18 protein-coding genes and 4 tRNA genes are annotated in these 17,488 nt (G+C 70.8%); 9 read left to right on the top strand and 13 right to left on the bottom strand.

Translation table 11 applies throughout. The features are described from left to right. Window positions 1–23 precede the first annotated feature (23 nt). The 6 genes from ACYVLJ_RS33510 to ACYVLJ_RS33535 all read right to left on the bottom strand — a co-directional run bounded on the left by ACYVLJ_RS33510 (window position 24) and on the right by ACYVLJ_RS33535 (window position 6,515). Window positions 24–545, bottom strand: coding sequence for a MarR family winged helix-turn-helix transcriptional regulator (locus ACYVLJ_RS33510; protein WP_451988607.1), 522 nt, complete (start codon window positions 543–545; stop codon window positions 24–26). Between the two features lie 63 nt (window positions 546–608). Then, window positions 609–1,151, bottom strand: a complete 543-nt coding sequence (locus ACYVLJ_RS33515; protein ID WP_460441671.1) for an HIT family protein — start codon at window positions 1,149–1,151, stop codon at window positions 609–611. Continuing rightward, entirely contained in the window at window positions 1,148–3,175 is a 2,028-nt protein-coding gene (gene thrS / locus ACYVLJ_RS33520) for a threonine--tRNA ligase (protein WP_460441672.1), read from the bottom strand. The genes ACYVLJ_RS33515 and thrS overlap by 4 nt, the downstream gene beginning before the upstream one ends. 132 nt (window positions 3,176–3,307) lie before the next feature. Then, window positions 3,308–3,922 carry a malonic semialdehyde reductase gene (locus ACYVLJ_RS33525; protein ID WP_451988610.1) on the bottom strand — a complete coding sequence of 205 codons (615 nt, stop codon included), beginning with the start codon at window positions 3,920–3,922 and terminating at the stop codon, window positions 3,308–3,310. Between the two features lie 208 nt (window positions 3,923–4,130). Then, on the bottom strand, window positions 4,131–5,657 hold the full coding sequence (locus ACYVLJ_RS33530) for a sugar transferase (protein WP_460441673.1): 1,527 nt from the start codon (window positions 5,655–5,657) through the stop codon (window positions 4,131–4,133). Window positions 5,658–6,443: 786 nt separating this feature from the next. Next, a tRNA-Val gene (locus ACYVLJ_RS33535) sits at window positions 6,444–6,515 on the bottom strand. Between the two features lie 390 nt (window positions 6,516–6,905). On the opposite strand from ACYVLJ_RS33535, the gene ACYVLJ_RS33540 reads away from it, so the two are divergent. The 6 genes from ACYVLJ_RS33540 to ACYVLJ_RS33565 all read left to right on the top strand — a co-directional run bounded on the left by ACYVLJ_RS33540 (window position 6,906) and on the right by ACYVLJ_RS33565 (window position 9,513). After that, the gene (locus ACYVLJ_RS33540; protein WP_033293569.1) at window positions 6,906–7,331 is read left to right on the top strand and encodes an SsgA family sporulation/cell division regulator; all 426 of its coding nucleotides are present in this window, start codon (window positions 6,906–6,908) and stop codon (window positions 7,329–7,331) included. Between the two features lie 112 nt (window positions 7,332–7,443). Further along, window positions 7,444–7,516, top strand: a tRNA-Gly gene (locus tag ACYVLJ_RS33545). Between the two features lie 23 nt (window positions 7,517–7,539). Next, window positions 7,540–7,610: transfer RNA gene (locus ACYVLJ_RS33550), tRNA-Cys, on the top strand. 1 nt (window position 7,611) lies between these two features. After that, window positions 7,612–7,683 (top strand) — tRNA-Val (locus ACYVLJ_RS33555). 217 nt (window positions 7,684–7,900) lie between these two features. Continuing rightward, complete coding sequence (locus ACYVLJ_RS33560; RefSeq protein ID WP_460441674.1) at window positions 7,901–8,947, top strand: lipase family alpha/beta hydrolase; 1,047 nt, start codon at window positions 7,901–7,903, stop codon at window positions 8,945–8,947. Next, window positions 8,944–9,513, top strand: a complete 570-nt coding sequence (locus ACYVLJ_RS33565; protein WP_460441675.1) for a QsdR family transcriptional regulator — start codon at window positions 8,944–8,946, stop codon at window positions 9,511–9,513. The genes ACYVLJ_RS33560 and ACYVLJ_RS33565 overlap by 4 nt, the downstream gene beginning before the upstream one ends. 77 nt (window positions 9,514–9,590) lie before the next feature. On the opposite strand, the gene ACYVLJ_RS33570 is transcribed toward ACYVLJ_RS33565, so the two are convergent. Genes ACYVLJ_RS33570 through ACYVLJ_RS33580 form a run of 3 tightly spaced genes read right to left on the bottom strand, consistent with a single transcriptional unit; the run spans window position 9,591 to window position 13,182 of the window. Beyond that, complete coding sequence (locus ACYVLJ_RS33570) at window positions 9,591–11,681, bottom strand: xanthine dehydrogenase family protein molybdopterin-binding subunit (RefSeq protein WP_460441676.1); 2,091 nt, start codon at window positions 11,679–11,681, stop codon at window positions 9,591–9,593. Beyond that, entirely contained in the window at window positions 11,678–12,685 is a 1,008-nt protein-coding gene (locus ACYVLJ_RS33575) for an FAD binding domain-containing protein (RefSeq protein WP_460441677.1), read from the bottom strand. Before ACYVLJ_RS33575 ends, ACYVLJ_RS33570 begins: the two co-directional genes overlap by 4 nt. Then, a complete protein-coding gene (locus tag ACYVLJ_RS33580; protein WP_460441845.1) occupies window positions 12,682–13,182 on the bottom strand; it encodes a (2Fe-2S)-binding protein in 501 nt (166 codons plus the stop codon). The genes ACYVLJ_RS33575 and ACYVLJ_RS33580 overlap by 4 nt, the downstream gene beginning before the upstream one ends. A 188-nt stretch (window positions 13,183–13,370) precedes the next feature. On the opposite strand from ACYVLJ_RS33580, the gene ACYVLJ_RS33585 reads away from it, so the two are divergent. Further along, window positions 13,371–14,204, top strand: a complete 834-nt coding sequence (locus ACYVLJ_RS33585) for a hypothetical protein (protein WP_460441678.1) — start codon at window positions 13,371–13,373, stop codon at window positions 14,202–14,204. Here the strand turns inward: ACYVLJ_RS33585 and ACYVLJ_RS33590 are convergent. After that, entirely contained in the window at window positions 14,197–14,601 is a 405-nt protein-coding gene (locus tag ACYVLJ_RS33590) for a metalloregulator ArsR/SmtB family transcription factor (protein WP_451988777.1), read from the bottom strand. The two genes, ACYVLJ_RS33585 and ACYVLJ_RS33590, sit on opposite strands and share 8 nt — an antisense overlap. A gap of 74 nt (window positions 14,602–14,675) precedes the next feature. Between ACYVLJ_RS33590 and ACYVLJ_RS33595 the strand changes: the two genes are divergently transcribed. Further along, complete coding sequence (locus tag ACYVLJ_RS33595) at window positions 14,676–15,146, top strand: ArsI/CadI family heavy metal resistance metalloenzyme (protein WP_460441679.1); 471 nt, start codon at window positions 14,676–14,678, stop codon at window positions 15,144–15,146. A 10-nt stretch (window positions 15,147–15,156) separates the two neighbouring features. Here the strand turns inward: ACYVLJ_RS33595 and ACYVLJ_RS33600 are convergent, their stop codons facing one another. From ACYVLJ_RS33600 to ACYVLJ_RS33610, 3 genes are all read right to left on the bottom strand, one after another. After that, window positions 15,157–15,681, bottom strand: a complete 525-nt coding sequence (locus tag ACYVLJ_RS33600; protein ID WP_460441680.1) for a GNAT family N-acetyltransferase — start codon at window positions 15,679–15,681, stop codon at window positions 15,157–15,159. Beyond that, on the bottom strand, window positions 15,674–16,021 hold the full coding sequence (locus ACYVLJ_RS33605; RefSeq protein WP_460441681.1) for an ArsR/SmtB family transcription factor: 348 nt from the start codon (window positions 16,019–16,021) through the stop codon (window positions 15,674–15,676). The genes ACYVLJ_RS33600 and ACYVLJ_RS33605 overlap by 8 nt, the downstream gene beginning before the upstream one ends. Before the next feature lie 107 nt (window positions 16,022–16,128). Continuing rightward, the gene (locus ACYVLJ_RS33610) at window positions 16,129–16,470 is read right to left on the bottom strand and encodes a CBU_0592 family membrane protein (protein ID WP_460441682.1); all 342 of its coding nucleotides are present in this window, start codon (window positions 16,468–16,470) and stop codon (window positions 16,129–16,131) included. 72 nt (window positions 16,471–16,542) lie between these two features. On the opposite strand from ACYVLJ_RS33610, the gene ACYVLJ_RS33615 reads away from it, so the two are divergent. Further along, the gene (locus ACYVLJ_RS33615; RefSeq protein ID WP_460441683.1) at window positions 16,543–17,484 is read left to right on the top strand and encodes a LysR family transcriptional regulator; all 942 of its coding nucleotides are present in this window, start codon (window positions 16,543–16,545) and stop codon (window positions 17,482–17,484) included. Window positions 17,485–17,488: the final 4 nt, after the last annotated feature.

Below are 17,488 nucleotides of genomic sequence, written 5' to 3' on the forward strand. Positions count from 1 at the left end.
CGAACCCGACGCGCCGCCCCGGCTCAGCCCGATTTGGTGAGCTCGCCCTCGTGTTCCCGCGCCTCTTCGGCGGCCTGCGCGGCGGCGCACTTCGGCGAAAGGCGCTCGCGGATCGCGGCGCTGATCTCACCCAGCGCGGCGACCTGCTCGGGCGTCAGCGGGTCGAAAAGGCTCTCCCGGACGGCCTCGACGTGGCCCGGCGCGGCCGCCTCGAGCGCGGCGAAGCCTTCCTTCGTGAGGACGGCCCAGGCACCGCGCTTGTCGGTCGGGCAGGCTTCGCGGCGCACCCAGCCGTTGGCCTCCAGCCGTGCGACGGCGTGCGAGAGCCGGCTTCGCGACGCCTGCCGCGCGTCGGCGAGCTCGCTCATCCGCAGCCGGCGGCCGGGAGCCTCCGAAAGGGACACGAGGACTTCGTAGTACGTGTGCGGCATGCCCGAGTCGTGCTGCAGCTGGCCCTCGAGGTGCGCGCTGAGCATGCGGGTGGCCGCGTTGAACTCACGCCAGACGCGCTGCTCGTCGTCGCTGAGCCATCGGGTTTCGGACATAGCCCCATCATACCCGCGGTTGAACACTCAATTACGGTTTGACGGTTACGGCGTTCGAGGGTTTCACCAGGCGTCGGCGAGCAGGTCCCGCGTCTCGCCGAGCAGTTGGGGAAGAACCTTCGTCTGGCCGATGACCGGCATGAAGTTCGCGTCGCCGCCCCAGCGCGGCACCAGGTGCTGGTGCAGGTGCGCCGCGATGCCCGCGCCCGCGATCACGCCCTGGTTCAGGCCGATGTTGAACCCGTGCGCGCCGGACACCGCCCGGATCACCTTCATCGCGTGCTGGGTGAACTCCGCGACCTCGCGCGTCTCCTCGACCGTCAGCTCGGTGTAGTCCGCGACGTGCCGGTAGGGCACGACCATCAGGTGCCCCGGGTTGTACGGGTACAGGTTCAGCACCGCGTACACGCCTTCGCCGCGCGCGACGATCAGGCCCGTCTTGTCGTCCAGCGACGGGATGCGGCAGAACGGGCAGCCGGTGTCCTCGTCGTCGTCCGGCTTGTCCTGGCCCTTGATGTAGGCCATCCGGTGCGGGGTCCAGAGGCGCCGGAACGCGTCCTGGACCCCGATCCCCTGCTGCTCGACGAGCTCGGGACCGTCGCTCACCGAACGACCGTCTCCAGCGCCTCGGCCGACGGAGACGCGTTCTCGCGGCGCTCGATCCAGCCGGCGATGGCCTCGACGGCGTCGGCCACCGGCACGCCGTTGATCTGGCCGCCGTCGCGGAAGCGGAACGACACCGCGCCCGCCTCGACGTCCTTCGCGCCGGCCAGCAGCATGAAGGGCACCTTCTGCGTGGTGTGCGTGCGGATCTTCTTCTGCATGCGGTCGTCGCTGGCGTCGACCTCCGCGCGGATCCCCTTGGCGCGCAACGCCTTCTCGACGTCCTGCAGGTACTCGACCTGGTCGGCGGTGATCGGGATGCCGACCACCTGCACCGGCGAGAGCCACGCCGGGAACGCGCCCGCGTAGTGCTCGGTCAGCACGCCGAAGAACCGCTCGATGGAGCCGAACAGCGCGCGGTGGATCATCACCGGGCGCTGGCGCGAGCCGTCGGGCGCGGTGTACTCGAGCTCGAACCGCTTGTTCTGGTTGAAGTCCAGCTGGATGGTCGACATCTGCCAGGTGCGGCCGATGGCGTCCTTGGCCTGCACCGAGATCTTCGGGCCGTAGAACGCCGCGCCGCCCGGGTCCGGGACCAGCTCGAGGCCGGAGTCGACGGCGGCCTGGCGCAGCGTCTCGGTGGCCTCCTCCCACTCCCAGTCCTCGCCGATGAACTTGTCGGAGTCGCCGCGGGTGGACAGCTCGAGGTAGAAGTCGGAGAGGCCGTAGTCGGCGAGCAGGTCGAGGACGAACTTCAGCAGCGAGCGCAGCTCGCCCGGCATCTGCTCCTTGGTGCAGTAGATGTGCGAGTCGTCCATCGTCAGCCCGCGGACGCGGGTGAGGCCGTGCACGACACCCGACTTCTCGTAGCGGTAGACGGTGCCGAACTCGAACAGCCGCAGCGGCAGCTCACGGTAGGACCGCCCGCGCGAGCGGAAGATCAGGTTGTGCATCGGGCAGTTCATGGCCTTGAGGTAGTAGTTCTCCTCGTCGAACTGCACCGGCGGGAACATCGTGTCCGCGTAGTACGGCAGGTGGCCGGAGGTGTGGAACAGCTCGCCCTTGCTGATGTGCGGGGTGTTCACGAACTCGTAGCCGGCCTCCTCGTGGCGGCGGCGCGAGTAGTTCTCCAGCTCGCGGCGGATGATGCCGCCCTTGGGGTGGAACACCGGCAGGCCGGAACCGATCTCTTCGGGGAAGGAGAACAGGTCCAGCTCGGCGCCGAGCTTGCGGTGGTCGCGGCGCTCGGCCTCGGCGATGCGCTCGAGGTACGCGTCCTGTGCCTCCGCCGACTCCCACGCGGTGCCGTAGATCCGCTGCAGCTGCGGGTTCTTCTCGCTGCCGCGCCAGTACGCCGCGGCGACGCGGGTCAGCTTGAACGCCGGGATGAACTTCGTGGTCGGCACGTGCGGACCGCGGCAGAGGTCACTCCAGACACGTTCCTTGGTGCGCGGGTCGAGGTTGTCGTAGATGGTGAGCTCGCCCTCGCCCACCTCCATGACCTCCGAGGTGTCCACTTCGGACTTGAGGTCGACCAGCTCGAGCTTGAACGGCTCGTCCGCCAGTTCCTTCTTGGCCTCGTCGACGGAGTCGAAAACGCGGCGGGAGAACTGCTGGGCGCCCTTGACGATCTGCTTCATGCGCTTTTCGAGCGCCTGCAGGTCCTCCGGGGTGAACGGGGTGTCGACGGCGAAGTCGTAGTAGAAGCCGTCCTTCACCGGCGGGCCGATGCCGAGCTTGGCGTCCGGGAACTGCTGTTGCACGGCCTGGGCGAGCACGTGCGCCGCCGAATGGCGGATGACGCTGCGCCCGTCTTCGGTGTTCGCGGCGACCGGTTCGACCTCGGCGTCGGTTTCCGGCGCCCAGGCGAGGTCGCGCAGCTTGCCGTCGGCGTCGCGCACGACGACGATCGTGTCCGCGCCCTTGGTCGGCAGCCCGGCTTCACGGACGGCCGCGCCCGCCGTAGTGCCCGCCGGTACCACCACGCGGGAGGCGGCCACGGGGGAAACGGGGGGCGACTGGGACACGATCGGCTCCTCAAACTGGAGTGACAAAGATGACGTGCTCGATGCTAGTCGGCGGCCCGCGCGCGCCTCACCGCGCGTCCGGGAACGCCGAACGGGCCGCCCCCGGTTCCGGAGACGGCCCGCCCGATCACGTCAGAGGGTCTCGACGACCTGGTCGAAGTCCAGCCGCGGCAGGCGGTCGAACCACGGGTTCTCCCCCGGCTTGCCGACGTTGACGACGACCAGCGAGCGCCACTTCTTGTCCGCGAAGAACTCGTCGTCGACACCGGCGGCGTCGAAGCCGGTCATCGGGCCGGCGGCCAGGCCCGCGGCGCGGACGCCGATGATGAAGTAGCCGACCTGCAGCAGCGAGTTCAGCTTGGAGAACTCGACGCGGCCCTGCTCGTCGGAGAAGTTGTCCTTCACCTGCGGGGCGTGCGGGAAGACCTGCGGGATGTTCTCGTGGAAGTCGACGTCCGCGGCGAGCACGACGGTCAGCGGGGCGGCTTCGGTCTTGTCCCGGTTGCCCGGGGCCATGTGCGGCAGCAGGCGGGCCTTCGCCTCGGCGGTGCGGAGTACCAGCGCGCGCAGCGGCTGGGTGTTCATCGACGTCGGGGCCCACTTGACGAGGTCGTAGATCGCGCGGACCTGCTCCTCGGTCACCGGCTCGGAGCTGAAACTGTTGGCCGTCCGCGCCTCGCGGAAGAGGAGGTTCTGGACGTCCGCGGGGACCTGGAGGCCTTCGGTCTGCTCGGCAAAGGTGGTCATGGGGCTGGGCTTCCTTCCGTTGGGTCGGTTACCCCGCACAACCAGGTTGAGCGTTGAACTATTTCGCGTTCAATCAGTTGCGTGGATCACACGCGCGCACGAGCCGCGACGAACCGTCACCCGACCGGGCACCGCCCCGGAACGGACACGGCCGCCGACCCCCCGCGGTGGGGATCGGCGGCCGTGGTGCGCGGCGCGGCCGGACGGGTCAGTAGGCGCCCTGCCCGCCCATGACCGCGCGGAAGGTCTTCCAGAGGATCACCAGGTCCAGGGCCAGCGACCAGTCCTCGACGTAGCGCAGGTCGAGCCGGATGCTCTCGGCCCACGTCAGGTCGCTGCGCCCGCTGACCTGCCACAGCCCCGTCAGCCCCGGCTTCACCAGGAGCCGGCGGCGGGCGTCCGGCGCGTACTGGGCCGTCTCCTCCGGCAGCGGCGGCCGCGGGCCGACGAGCGACATCTTCCCGGAGACGACGTTGAACAGCTGGGGCACTTCGTCGAGCGAATACCGGCGCAGGAAACCACCCACACGGGTGATCCGCGGATCGCGCTTCATCTTGAACAACGGGCCCGCACCCTCGTTGTCCGCTTCGAGCGTCTTCCGGATTTCGTCGGCGTTGGTGACCATCGTGCGGAACTTGAGCATCGTGAACGTCGCGCCGTCGCGGCCGACGCGGCGCTGGCGGTAGATCACCGGGCCGCGGTCGTTCAGCTTGATCGCCAGCGCGATCACCAGCAGCAGCGGGGAGATCAGGGTCAGCAGCAGCGCCGAGCCCGCCCGGTCCACGATCTCCTTCACCACGCGGCGGCCGCCGGTGAACATCGGTGCCGTGACGCGCAGCAGGGGCATCCCCAGCACGCCGGTGACGTTGAGCCGCGGCCCGGCGACCTCCATCAGCACGGGGGCCACGACCATCTCCGCGCCGGTGCCCTCCATGTCCCAGGCCAGCCGCTGCAGCCGCTTCGGCGTCCAGTACTGGTCGGCCGTGATCGCGACGACGCGGTAGCCGCCGCGGCGCACGTACCGGGAAAGCTCCTCCAGCCTCCCGACCACCGGGACACCGTCGATCTCGCCGCTGTCGCGGTCGGCGCCGTGCCCGGTGAACGTGCAGGCCGCCTCGACGCGCCACCCGACGTGCACCTCGGACTTGGTGCGCGCGATCAGGTCGGCAACGGTGTCCGGGCTGCCCGCCGCCAGCACCGGCAGCAGGCAGAGTCCCTTGGCGCGCTTGCGGTGCAGCACCTGGCGCAGCAGGTAGCGCTGCGGGAAGGCGACGAGCGCGATCGCCGGGACGACGATGAACACCCAGACCTGGACCTCGAGCGCACCGAACAGCAGCCCGCCCAGCGCGACCAGGACGGCGGCGGTGATGAAGCCGCGGCCGAGGGTGCGGTACTCCTCCGCGCCCTCCCCGAGCACGCGCGGGCTCCACGCCCGGCTGACGGGCAGGGAGACGAAGATGGCGAGCATCGTGCCGAAGGCGTGCATGTCGTGCGGGGCAACGCGATCGATGACGAACGCGCTGATCGCGATCACCAGCAGGGTGATGAAGACGTCGCTGACGATCACCCAGGCTCTGTATCGGGCCTCCCAGGCCGCCGGCAGGGCTCTCGGGGACGGCGTGTCGGCCGCTTCGGCCGGCTGCTCGTCCCGCTGGGCGGGTCGGGGAATGGCCTGGAGGTCGATGTGCGGCGGTGGCTGGCTCACCGTGTAAGACGGCCGCACCGACTCTTCCATCTGACCTCCCGGATCAGGGATCGGGTTTGGATCTGCGGGCACGCAGCGTCACCGAAAGTGATTTCGGAGCGTCATCACGACTCGGGTCTCGCGCGGAGCCAGCAGAGGCTTCACACGGCAAGGTATCGGCGACCCTCTCAGCATCGTTACAAGGATTTCCAGCCACATGCAGCGCGTGTTTCCCGCCAGAAAATGGCCGCAACATAACAAGATGATGACGATGCGTAATAGGGCGTATCCCCGGAAAAACTACGGAATGTAGCCAATGGAGCAATACCCGCACCCGGGTGGACCCACGCTCTTCCGAACGGCCGAACGGGCCCGGCGAATCTACTGTGGACACTGCGGCGGACCACCGGTCCACAGTGGACCACAACCGCACTGCGGCCGGGTTTTCGCGGACACTTGTCGATCAAGCAGTGACGTACGACGCCAATTCGTCACACGAGCGGGTTTCCGTCACAAGTCCCCCGGCCAGGACACCCCGAGCACCACGGCAAACCTCCCACGGCAAAGATTCGACAGAAGCCCGCCGCAACGACAGCCTTCAGAGGCAGTTCGATGAACGCCCGACGGCACCGGGTGCGACGGCCTCACCAGGAGATACGGAAGATCCGAACGGACCGTTCACTCCGCTTAAGTGGTGACGAACCCCACAGGCCGACCACACGCGGGGGGTCCGGGGGGCTCGCCCCCCGGCGGGGGCGTGGGGGCTCGGCCCCCACAGAACACAAAGCGAGAGCCCTGTCTGCGACCTCCGCAGACAGGGCTCTACCAGCTCTCGCGTGGGCGATACTGGGATCGAACCAGTGACCTCTTCGGTGTGAACGAAGCGCTCTCCCGCTGAGCTAATCGCCCGCTCGCGGTGTTGGGGAAACTTTAGCGTACGACTTCCGGGCGCCTGCAAACGGGTGGTCCTGGCCGACCACACTCCGCTTACCGGCGAGTACGGAACGAACAACCCCGAGCTAGCCGGGGTTGTACCGGGAGGGGGCCGCCTGACGGCACTTTCGACACCCGTGCGACGGTGCTATCGCCCGGCGGCTAAACCGCGCAGTATGGAGGAGTGGGTCCGCACGGGGCGCGCCGGTCGATCGCGCGTCGTGGGGTGATCACGGGCGCAACGGGGGCTGATGAGCCCGGACGGGTGATGTGCGGCGCACCCGCGACGGATTCGGCCTCCCGATGCGTCCCAGTGGTGACGCCCTCGGCCGGGCCGGGCCGGGAAGGGAGACGAAGGGTAGGACGATGCGCAACGATCACGTGACGCTCCGCTCGACGGCGGTCTTCGACCTGCTGGCGCCGCGGACGCCCGCGGTTCCGGTCAAGGTGGAGCTGCGCTACGACACACGCGACCCGTACGCGGTCGTCGCCGCCTTCCGCACCGGCCGCGCCGGCTGGGTCGAATGGGTGTACGCGCGCGACCTCCTCGCGGACGGCCTGCTGGCCGACGCGGGTGACGGGGACGTCCGCATCCGTCCTTCGGTCGAAGACCCCGAGTCCGTGCTGATCGAGCTGAACTCGCCGTCCGGGCACGCCATGTTCGAGGCGTCCGCCCAGGAGCTGGCCGACTTCCTCGACCGGACCTACGACGTCGTGCTGCCGGGCAACGAGCACCTGTGGGTCGACGTCGACGACGCGCTCACCCACCTCATCCCCCACGATCTGGCCTGATGACGGGCTTGCAACGGCGGAGTGACACCCCGGTGTCGCCGCCGTTTTCGGGGTCCGATATGGTTTTCCCACACCACGGCGACGGGGTCACCGACACCCGGAACCGCGGAATGCGGATGTAGCGCAGCTGGTAGCGCATCACCTTGCCAAGGTGAGGGTCGCGGGTTCGAATCCCGTCATCCGCTCGGTAGGCTCTCGAGCCTGGCACGGTGGAGTGGCCGAGAGGCGAGGCAACGGCCTGCAAAGCCGTGTACACGGGTTCGAATCCCGTCTCCACCTCGCGCGATTAGCTCAGCGGGAGAGCGCTTCCCTGACACGGAAGAGGTCACTGGTTCAATCCCAGTATCGCGCACGCAAGACTGAAGCCCGGCCCCTCCTCGGAGGGGCCGGGCTTCAGTCGTCAGAGGGGCCGGGCTCTCGTGCGCCAACGCTCCGGGCGTGCCACTCCCCCCGCGTCGTCGAGTCCTCTCCCGCTCCACGCCGACCGCCAGGGTTTGCGCCGATGCAACATTTCGTGTTCTAGTTGCATTCAGCGTCGCGACGAGGCGGCGCCGGTCGAGAGGAACCGCATGCGCGCACCACGGCGACGCCGCCTGTTTGCCTTTACCGCCACGGTCTTCCTCTCCGCGGTCAGCGTGCTCGGTTCGGCTGACGCCGCCGTGGCGGGCACGCCCGGCTACGCGCCCGTCGACCAGCCGGGACCGGCGCTCACGGTTTCCGCCGCCGATCTCGCGAACAGCCTCCGGTGCACCGGGGACCTCCGCGACGCCACCCGGGAGCCGGTTCTGCTGACTCCGGCCACCACCGTCGACAGCGACCAGAACTTCGGCTTCACCTACGAGCCGCTCTTCCGGAAACTCGGGATTCCGTACTGCGCCTCGGATTCGGCGACCGACCGCTACAACATGGGCGACATGCAGGTCCGCGCGCAGTACGTCACCTACGGCATCCGCGAGATGCACCGGCTCGCCGGGCGCCGGATCGCGGTCATGGGCCACAGCCAGGGCGGCATGATCATGCGCTGGTCGCTGCGGTTCTGGCCGGACACCCGGGACATGGTGGACGACGTGATCGGGATGGCGGGCACCAACCACGGGTCGGTGCTCGTGCCGGCGCTGTGCGTCCCGGACTGCGCGGCCTCGCTGTGGCAGCAACGCGCGAACTCGGACTTCGTGAAGGCCCTCAACTCCGGCCAGGAAACCTTTCCCGGCATCAGCTACACCGAGATCTACTCCCGCACCGACGAGTTCGTGCAGCCCAACCTCGACGACCACGGCACCTCGTCGGTGCACGGCGGCGGTGGCGCCATCACGAACGTGGCCGTGCAGGACGTCTGCCCGCTCGCCGTGCCCGAGCACCTGCTGATCGGCACGCTGGACCCGGTCACCTCGGCCCTCGCCGTGGACGCGCTGACCCACCCCGGGCCCGCCGATCCCGCCCGCGTCGGCACGAAGCCCTGCGGCCGGCTCCTGATGCCCGGGGCGGACCCGGTGGCCGGCCCGCTCGAGTTCGCCACGTTGACCGTGCAGGTCGCGGCCCAGCTGACGGTCGCGGCGCACCGCGTTCCCGCCGAACCTCCCCTGGCCTGCTACGTCACCGCGAGCTGCCCTCGATGACCGCTCCCGGCACCCGGAAGAAGCCCGACCGCGAAGCCGCGCTCCAGCTGGCCCGGCGCATGTTCACCGCGCGGCAACGGGTCGAGGTCAACGACCTCGCCGCGGCGCTCAACGTGAACCGGGTGACGATCTACCGGTGGCTCGGCGACCGGGACGCCGTGCTCGCCGAGGTGATCTGGCGCCTCGGGGAACGGACCATCCGGGAGGCGTACGCCGCGGCGGAGGGAACCGGCGGCACGCGGATCGCGAACACGATGTCCGTGTTCGTCCGGCAAACCCTGGCCCACGCCGGGATGCGCCACTTCCTCACGTCCGAAACCGAAACCGCGCTGCGCGTGCTGACCCGCGGCGAGCAGACCTTCCAGCCTCGGCTCGTCGCGCTGGTCGAGGAACTGCTGACCCGCGAACACGAGGCAGGCGCGCTGACCGCCGGGGAACTCGGCCTGCACGACCTCGCCTACCTGTGCGTCCGGGTCGGCGAATCGTTCGTCTACACCGACGCCATCACGGGCGAGCCACCGGACCCCGACCGCGCGGAACGAGCCCTGCACTACTTGCTGCGCTGACGCGCTCGAGGCGCCCGGGCGGAGCCGCGCCGGCCTCCGACGAAGCCCGGGGCTGCTGGTCCGAACGGTCTTGTCCGTCAGGGCAGGCCCGGCAGCAGTTTGTCCAAGGTGATCGGCAGGTCGCGCACCCGGACGCCGGTCGCGTGGAACACCGCGTTGGCCACCGCGGCCGCGGTCCCGACGATGCCGATCTCTCCGACGCCCTTCGTGCCCATCGGGTTCAGGTGCGGGTCGTGCTCGTCGAGCCAGTCCGCGCGGAGGTCGGCGACGTCCGCGTTGGCCGCGATGTGGTACTCGGCGAAGTCGTGGTTGACGACGTGCCCGAAGCGCGGGTCGACGACGCTGGTTTCGTGCAGGGCCATGGACAGGCCCATCGTCATGCCGCCCAGGAACTGCGACCGGGCCGTGCGCGGGTTGACGATGCGGCCCGCCGCGAACGTGCCGTGCAGCCGCGCGACGCGGATCTCGCCGGTGTCGGCGTTGACGCGCGCCTCGGCGAACTGGGCCCCGAACGCGTACATCGCGTAGTGCTCCTCGGCCGGGTTTTCCGGCGTGTCGCCTTGGGCTTCGTCGCCGTCTTCGGGGTCCGGGCCGTACTTCTCGCGGAACACCCGGGCCGCCTCGACCACGGCCGAACCCCAGGACGCCACCCCGCTGGACCCGCCGGCGACCGTGGCGGGCGGCAGGTCGGTGTCGCCGATCCGGACTTCGACCTGCGCGGCCGGCACGCCGAGGGCGTCGGCGGCGATCTGCGGCAGCACCGTCCACGTGCCGGTGCCGAGGTCGGCCGCGCCGATCTCGACGACGTGGTGACCCTCCTCGAACCGGACGGTCGCGGTCGAGCCCGGCATCCGGTTCGCCGGGTAGACCGAGGCGGCGACGCCGGTGCCGACGAGCCACGCCCCGTCGCGGCGGCTCCCGGGACGCGGGTCGCGCTCCGCCCAGCCGAAGTTCGCGGCGCCGGTGCGCAGGCATTCGACGAGGCCCCGGCTGGAGAACGGGTTTCCGGAGTCGGGGTCCCGCTCGGGTTCGTTGCGCACGCGCAGCTCGATCGGGTCGAGGCCGAGTTCGGTGGCGAGCTCGTCCATCGCGACCTCGGGGCCGAACATGCCCGGGCACTCCCCCGGTGCCCGCATCCACGACGGCACCGGCACGTTGAGCGCGGCGAGCCGGTGCGTGGTGCTCCGGTTGGGCGCGGCGTACATCATCCGCGCCGGCATCGCGGTCTGCTCGGCGAACTCCTTGATCCGCGACGTCTGCTCGACGACGTCGAGCCGCAGCGACCGCAGCCGCCCGTCCCGGCCGGCGCCGAGCCGCATCCGCTGGATCGTCGGCGTGCGGTACCCGGCCAGGCCGAACATCTGCTGCCGGGTCAGGGCGAGCCGCACCGGCCGGCCCGGTACCGCCCGCGCCGCCAAGGCCGCGAGCACGACGTTGGCGTGGACGGTGCCCTTGGACCCGAACCCGCCGCCGACGTACGGGCTGATCACCCGCACCCGGTCGAGCGGAAGCCCGAACACCTTCGCGACGCTCTTGCGCGCGGGGTGCACGCCCTGCGTGGAATCCCACAGCGTCAGCGTTCCGCCGTCCCAGAGCGCCGTCGTGGAGTGCGGTTCGAGCGGGTTGTTGTGGTACATCGCCGTGGTGTACGTCCGGTCCACGGTGACGTCGGCGTCGCGGAAGGCGGCGTCCGCGTCGCCTTCGGAGCTGTCGGTCGGGAACGACGGGTTGACCGTGTCCGGTTTGTACAGGTCGTCGCGGTCGGCGGACAGCGTGACATCGGCGGTCTCGGTGTCGTACTCGACCTCGACCAGGTCGGCGGCGTGCCGGGCGGTTTCGGAGGTTTCGGCGACGACGAGCCCGATCACGCGGCCCCGGAACGGGATTTCGCAGTCCTGCAGCACGGCCAGCTCGGCGTCGTCGGTGTCGGCGAGCCGCTCGGCGGTGAACGGCGTCACCACCCGCAGGACGCCGTCGAGCGATTCGGCTTCGACGGTGCCGACCCGGGTGCAGCGCCCGAGGGCGATGGTCGACTGGACCAGGTGGCAGTGGACCGGCCGGTCGACGTCCACTTCGAAGGCGTAGGGCGCGGTGCCGGTGACCTTGGCGCCGGCGTCCCGGCGCACGTGGTCCTGGCCGATCGCCGAAGGTTCGAGCAACCCGGTCACCGGTCCGCCTCCTCGGTGGTCAGATCGCGCAACACCGCGGCGAGCGTTCGCATGGCGAGCGAAACCTTGAACGCGTTCCCCCCATCGGCGCCGTCGATCGGGCGGGCGTCGGCGAGCTCCGCGTCGGCCGCCGCCAGGAACGCCTCCCGGGACGGGCGTTCGCCGCGCAGCACCTCTTCGGCGCGGTACGCGCGCCACGGCTTGTGCGCGACACCGCCGAGCGCTACCCGCACGTCCTCGAGCACACCGTCCACAAGGGACACCCCGGCCGCGACGGAGATCAGTGCGAAGGCGTAGGAAGCGCGATCGCGGACCTTGCGGTAGGCCGAGCGCCGGGCGCACGCCGTCGCGGGCAGGGTGATCTCCGTGATCAGGTCCCCGTGGCCGAGCACGGTGTCCCGCTCCGGGTGCTCACCCGGCAGGCGGTGCAGCTCGGTGAAGGCGACGACGCGTTCCCCGTCCGGGTCGAGGACGCGGACCTCGGCGTCGAGTGCGGCCAAGGCCACCGCCATGTCCGACGGGTGGGTGGCGACGCAGTGCCCGGAGGCACCGAGGATCGCGTGGTAACGGGTGTAGCCGCCCAGCGCCGAGCAGCCGGATCCCGGCGATCGCTTGTTGCACGGCGTGCTGACGTCCTGGAAGTAGACGCACCGGGTGCGCTGCAACGGGTTCCCGCCGGTGGTCGCCATGTTCCGCAGCTGCCCGGACGCTCCCGACAGGAGCGCTTCGGCCAGCACGGGGTAGCGCTCCCGCACTCGCCGGTCGGCGGCCAGGTCGCTGTTGCGGACGCCCGCGCCGACGACGAGCCCGCCGCGGTCGTCCTCGCGGATGCCGGACGACGTCAGCTTCGAGACGTCGACGAGCAGGCCCGGCGCGGTGATCCCGAGCTTGAGGTGGTCGACCAGGTTGGTACCGCCCGCCAGGTACGTCGCCGACGGGTCGGCCGCGACGGCCCGGACGGCGTCGGCCGCGGATCCCGGCCGGGCGAGCGTGAAGGGTTTCACCGGTTCTCCCCCGCCTGCCGGATCGCCGCGACGATGCCGACGTAGGCGCCGCAGCGGCAGAGGTTCCCGCTCATCCGCTCGGCGATCTCCTCATCGGTCCACTGCGGAGTGTCCGAAACGGACGGCGTGACGTGGCTGGGCGCGCCGGCGTCGAATTCGGCGAGCAGCCCCACGGCGGAGCAGACCTGGCCGGGCGTGCAGTAGCCGCACTGGAACCCGTCGTGGTCGACGAACGCCTGCTGCACGCCGTCGTCCCCGGACAGGCCCGCCGCGGTGGTCACGTCGGCGCCGTCGCAGGTCAGCGCCAGGGTCAGGCAGGCGAGCACCCGGCGGCCGTCGAGCAGCACCGTGCAGGCGCCGCACTGCCCGTGGTCGCAGCCCTTCTTGGGGCTGGTCACCCCGAGCTGTTCGCGGAGCAGGTCCAGCAGGGTCCGCCTCGGGTCCACGTCAGGCCGGTACGCCGTGCCGTCGACCCGCAGGTCGATGGTGCGGGACAGGCCCGCGGTTCCGGTGGTCGCCATGCGCCGCTCCTCGTCCGTGAGCTGTCCGGTTACCCGGCCGCCCCGCCGGAAAACCCCAGGTTCCGGCGGGGTGGCAGAAGCGGCCGGGGGCGCGGGCCTGTTCGGGCGGCCCGAAGTGGCCGCCGACGTGTGGGGTCCCGAAGGCGAGCTGACAGACTCAGGCCGTGATCCTCGGATACGTCCTCGCCGTGCTGGCTGCCGTCGCCTCCGGCAGCGGCTCCATCCTCGAGTCCGCCGGAGTTCGCCGGGCCGGTGCCTACGGCGGCTCGCCCCAGGACCTCGTCGCGCTGCGGCGGCAGCCGCTCTACTTCCTCGGCGTCGGGGTGGATCTGCTCGGGTTCGTCTTCGCCGCCGCCGCGCTGCACCGCCTGCCGCTGTTCCTCGTCCAGTCGGTGCTCGCCTTCAGCGTCGGCGTCACCGCGACGATCTCCGCCATCCTCGGCGTCCGGCTGGCCGGTGCCGGGTGGGCCGCTCTGGGTGTCGGCGCCACCGGCCTGGTCCTGCTCGGGCTGTCCGCCGATCCGGGGCCGGCGCAGCCGCTGCCGACCGGCTGGAAGCTGCTGCTGGTCGGCGTGGCGGTCGTGATCGCGGCCGTCGCGTTTGCCGTTCAGCGCCGCACCAGCCGATGGTCGCCGATCGTGCTGGGGTTCTGCGCCGGGCTGGGGTTCAGCGCCGTCGGAGTCTCCGCCCGCACGCTCGACGCGTCCGGTCCGGTCTGGCGCCTCGTCCTGGAGCCGGCGATCTGGGCGATGATCGCCAACGGCCTGGTCGCCGCGATCGCGTTCGCGATGGCCCTGCAACGCGGCCGTGCCACCGCGGTCACCGCCATCATGTTCACCACCAACACGGCGGTGTCCTCGCTCATCGGCGTGGTGGTGCTGGACGACCACGTCCGGGCCGGCTTCACCGCCGCGGCGGTCGCGGGGTTCGTCCTGGCCGTCACCGGCGCGATCGCCACCGCGCACTACGCGGCGGCGCACCAGCCGACCACTACCTGAGGCCTCCCGGGCCGGCGACGGAGACCGGCTGAGCACGACCGGTGACCGCTTCGCTCGTGGTCGTCAGCACCGCCGACAGCCGCGCCAGCACCTCCGGGTGCACGCGGTAGTAGATCCAGGTGCCGCGCCGGTCGCCGGTGATCAACCCGGACTCGCGCAACACCTTCAAGTGATGAGAAATGGTCGGGCCGGTCAGGTCGAAGGCATCCGTCAGGTCGCACACGCACGCCTCGCCCCCGGCGTGGGACGCGATCAGCGAGAGCAGCCGCAGCCGGACCGGGTCGGCCATCGCCTTGAACAGGTGTGACAGCTCGACCGCCTGGTCCTGCGTCAGCGGCTCCCGGGCCAGGGGCGCGCAGCAGGCGTCCATCGCGAGAAGCGGCAGTTCCTTCGACACACCTCTATATTGACAGGCTTCTATTCAGTGGGCAATGCTGCTTAGACAAACATCTATGCAGGGAGGTAGCAGGGATGTCACGGGTACAGCTGGCTCTGCGGGTCGGAGACCTGGCCGGATCGATCGACTTCTACTCGAAGCTTTTCGGGACCGAGCCGGCGAAGCTCCGGCCGGGCTACGCGAACTTCGCGATCGAGGAACCGGCGCTGAAGCTGGTGCTGTTGGAGGGCGAGCCGGGCCAGGAGACGGTGCTGGACCACCTCGGCGTCGAGGTCGAGTCGACCGACCAGGTCAACGCCGCGACCCAGCGGCTGACCGGCGAAGGCCTCGAGACGCTCACCGAGGACGACACCACCTGCTGCTACGCGGTGCAGGACAAGGTGTGGGTGCACGGGCCGGGCAAGGAGCCGTGGGAGGTCTACACGGTGAAGGGCGACTCGACGACGTTCGGCACCGACAGCGCCGCGCTGGTCGCCCCGGCGACGTGCTGCACGCCGGACGCCGAGACCGGCGTGACGGCGAAGCCGGAGGGCTGCTGCTCCTGAGCGCGCATTCCTAGGTGCCGACGCGGGCGCTGCGGCGTTCGATCATGACGACGTCACGCCACACGCCGTGGTGCCGGCCGACGCGTTCGCGGACGCCGATCTCCCGGAACCCGGCTCGGCCGTGCAGCTCCCGGCTGGCGGTGTTCTCGGGGAACACGCCGCTCTGGATCGACCAGATGCCCGCGTTCTCGGTCGAGGCGACCAGTGCGGCCAGCAGCGCCTGCCCGACACCGCGGCCCTGCGCCCGCGGATCGACGTAGACGCTGTGCTCGACGACCCCGGCGTACACGCACCGCGAGGACACCGCCGAGACCGCGACCCAGCCGACGACCCGCCCCGCCGGGTCGAGCGCGACCAGGCGATGTTCCGGAAGGTGCGCGGCGTCCCAGGTCTCCCACGGGGGCGCGGTGAGCTCGAAGCTCGCCTGGCCGGTGTCCAGCCCGGCCTGGTAGATCGCCAGCACTGGGCCGGCGTGCCCGGCCGTCATGGTCACGACCTCGACCGGCTTGGCGGCGTGGGCGAGGGTGTCAGTCATGGCGGTGACGACGTCGACGGGAGGCGTCCGGCAGACCGCGGCCCATGACGACGTCCGCGGCGCTCGGGAAGCACGACACGCACGCTTCGTTGACCCGGTAGAGCCGAGCGGTCCCCCTGGGCTCGACCAGCACGAACCCGGCGGCGGCGAGGACCTTGAGGTGCGCGGAGACGGTCGACTGCCCCACGCTGACCTGCTCGACGATCTTCCCCACCGTCATCGGGTCGCCGGTCTCGGCGAGCAGGTTGAGGATCTGCACGCGCGTCGGGTCGGCGAGCACCCGGAACCACCCGGCATAGGTCTTCGCGGTCTCCCGGTCCAGCACGGGTACTCCCTTCATCGTCCATCGACGATAAACGATGAAAGGCCGGGACGGAAGGCGGCCGGATCTGATGGTCCGGTCCGGACGGTTTCCGACCTACGCGTTCGACGGCGGCTTCGGCGAGGTCACGGGCAGGCCTCCGGCGATACGAGCACCGTTGAACGCCGGCCGGCCACCGGGTCGCGGCTTCGGCGCAGGCGGGCGCGGACCGCGCCCACGACGCCGCGGGCGCTGATCATCGCCTGGACGCTGATCAGGACCCACACGAAGTTGGCCGCGACCGCGGGCCACGCGCCGTTGGCGGCGGCCGAAACTCCCAGCAGTGCGGCGCCCGACAGGTTGAGCGACTGGAACGTGGCCGAATCCGGTTCGACCACGCGACGGGAAACCAGGCCGTACGCGGCCGCCGTACCGAGGGCTCCCGCCCACCCGGCCGCGGTGGCGGCCAGGGACAACATTTCCTCCATGCCGCCATCGTGACCGGCGGGCGGGGTGCAGCGCAATCGAAGTTCTCTGCTCAGGGGGTTAAGCTCTGCTGAATGCAGATCGATCCGCGCCGGCTCGCCGTCCTGCTGGCCGTGCACCGTGCCGGGGGCGTGCTCGCCGCCGGCGATCTCCTGCACCTGACGCCCTCGGCGGTGTCCCAGCAGATCGCCCGCCTCGAAGAGTCGATCGGTGTCGCGGTGCTGGACCGGCAGCCCACCGGTGCCGTCCTGACCCCCGCCGGGCGGGTGCTGGCCGAGGCCGCCGAACACATCGAGGCCGAGCTGATCGACGCACGCAAAGCCCTTGCCGCGCTTCGTGAAGACGTGACCGGCACCGTCGTCATCGCGGCCTTCCAGTCCGTCATCCGCACCCTGCTGATCCCGCTCCTGCACCGGCTGCGCGAGGAGTTCCCCGCCCTGGAAGTGGTGATCCGCGAGATGGAGACCCGGAAGGCGCTGCAGTCCCTGCGCTCGGGCGCGGTCGACCTGCTCATCCTCGAAGACGAAAGCCCGGCGGGCCAAGGGAAGCCGACGCGGGGCACCCGGGACGTCCCCGTGCTCGAAGAGCCGTGGCTGGTGATCCTTCCCACCGGCACGGCCGACCCGGTGAGCACGGCCGACCTCGAGCACCTCACCTGGCTCGGCGTCGACTCCGAAACGGCGGCGCACGCGGCCACCGAGCGCACCCGCCGCGGGCTCCCGGCGGCACCCGCGCCCGGGCACAGCTACTACGACTACAACGTGGCGCTGTCGATGGTCGCGGGCGGCCTGGGCATCGCGCTCGTGCCCGCGCTCGCGGTGCGGGAAGCCGTGCCGGACGGGGTGAAGGCGGTGTCCCTGCCCGGGCTCGGGACCCGCACCCTCGTCGCCCGCCACCGGACCACCCGCTCCGAGCCGCGCAAGGAGGTGGTGACAGTCCTCGACGCGATCGTCACCTTCGCCGCCGGCCTCGACGTGGCCGCGGCGTGGACCGGGGACTCGGCGCACGCCGGCTGATCGC

The sequence above is a fragment of the Amycolatopsis stemonae genome, from assembly GCF_054781455.1.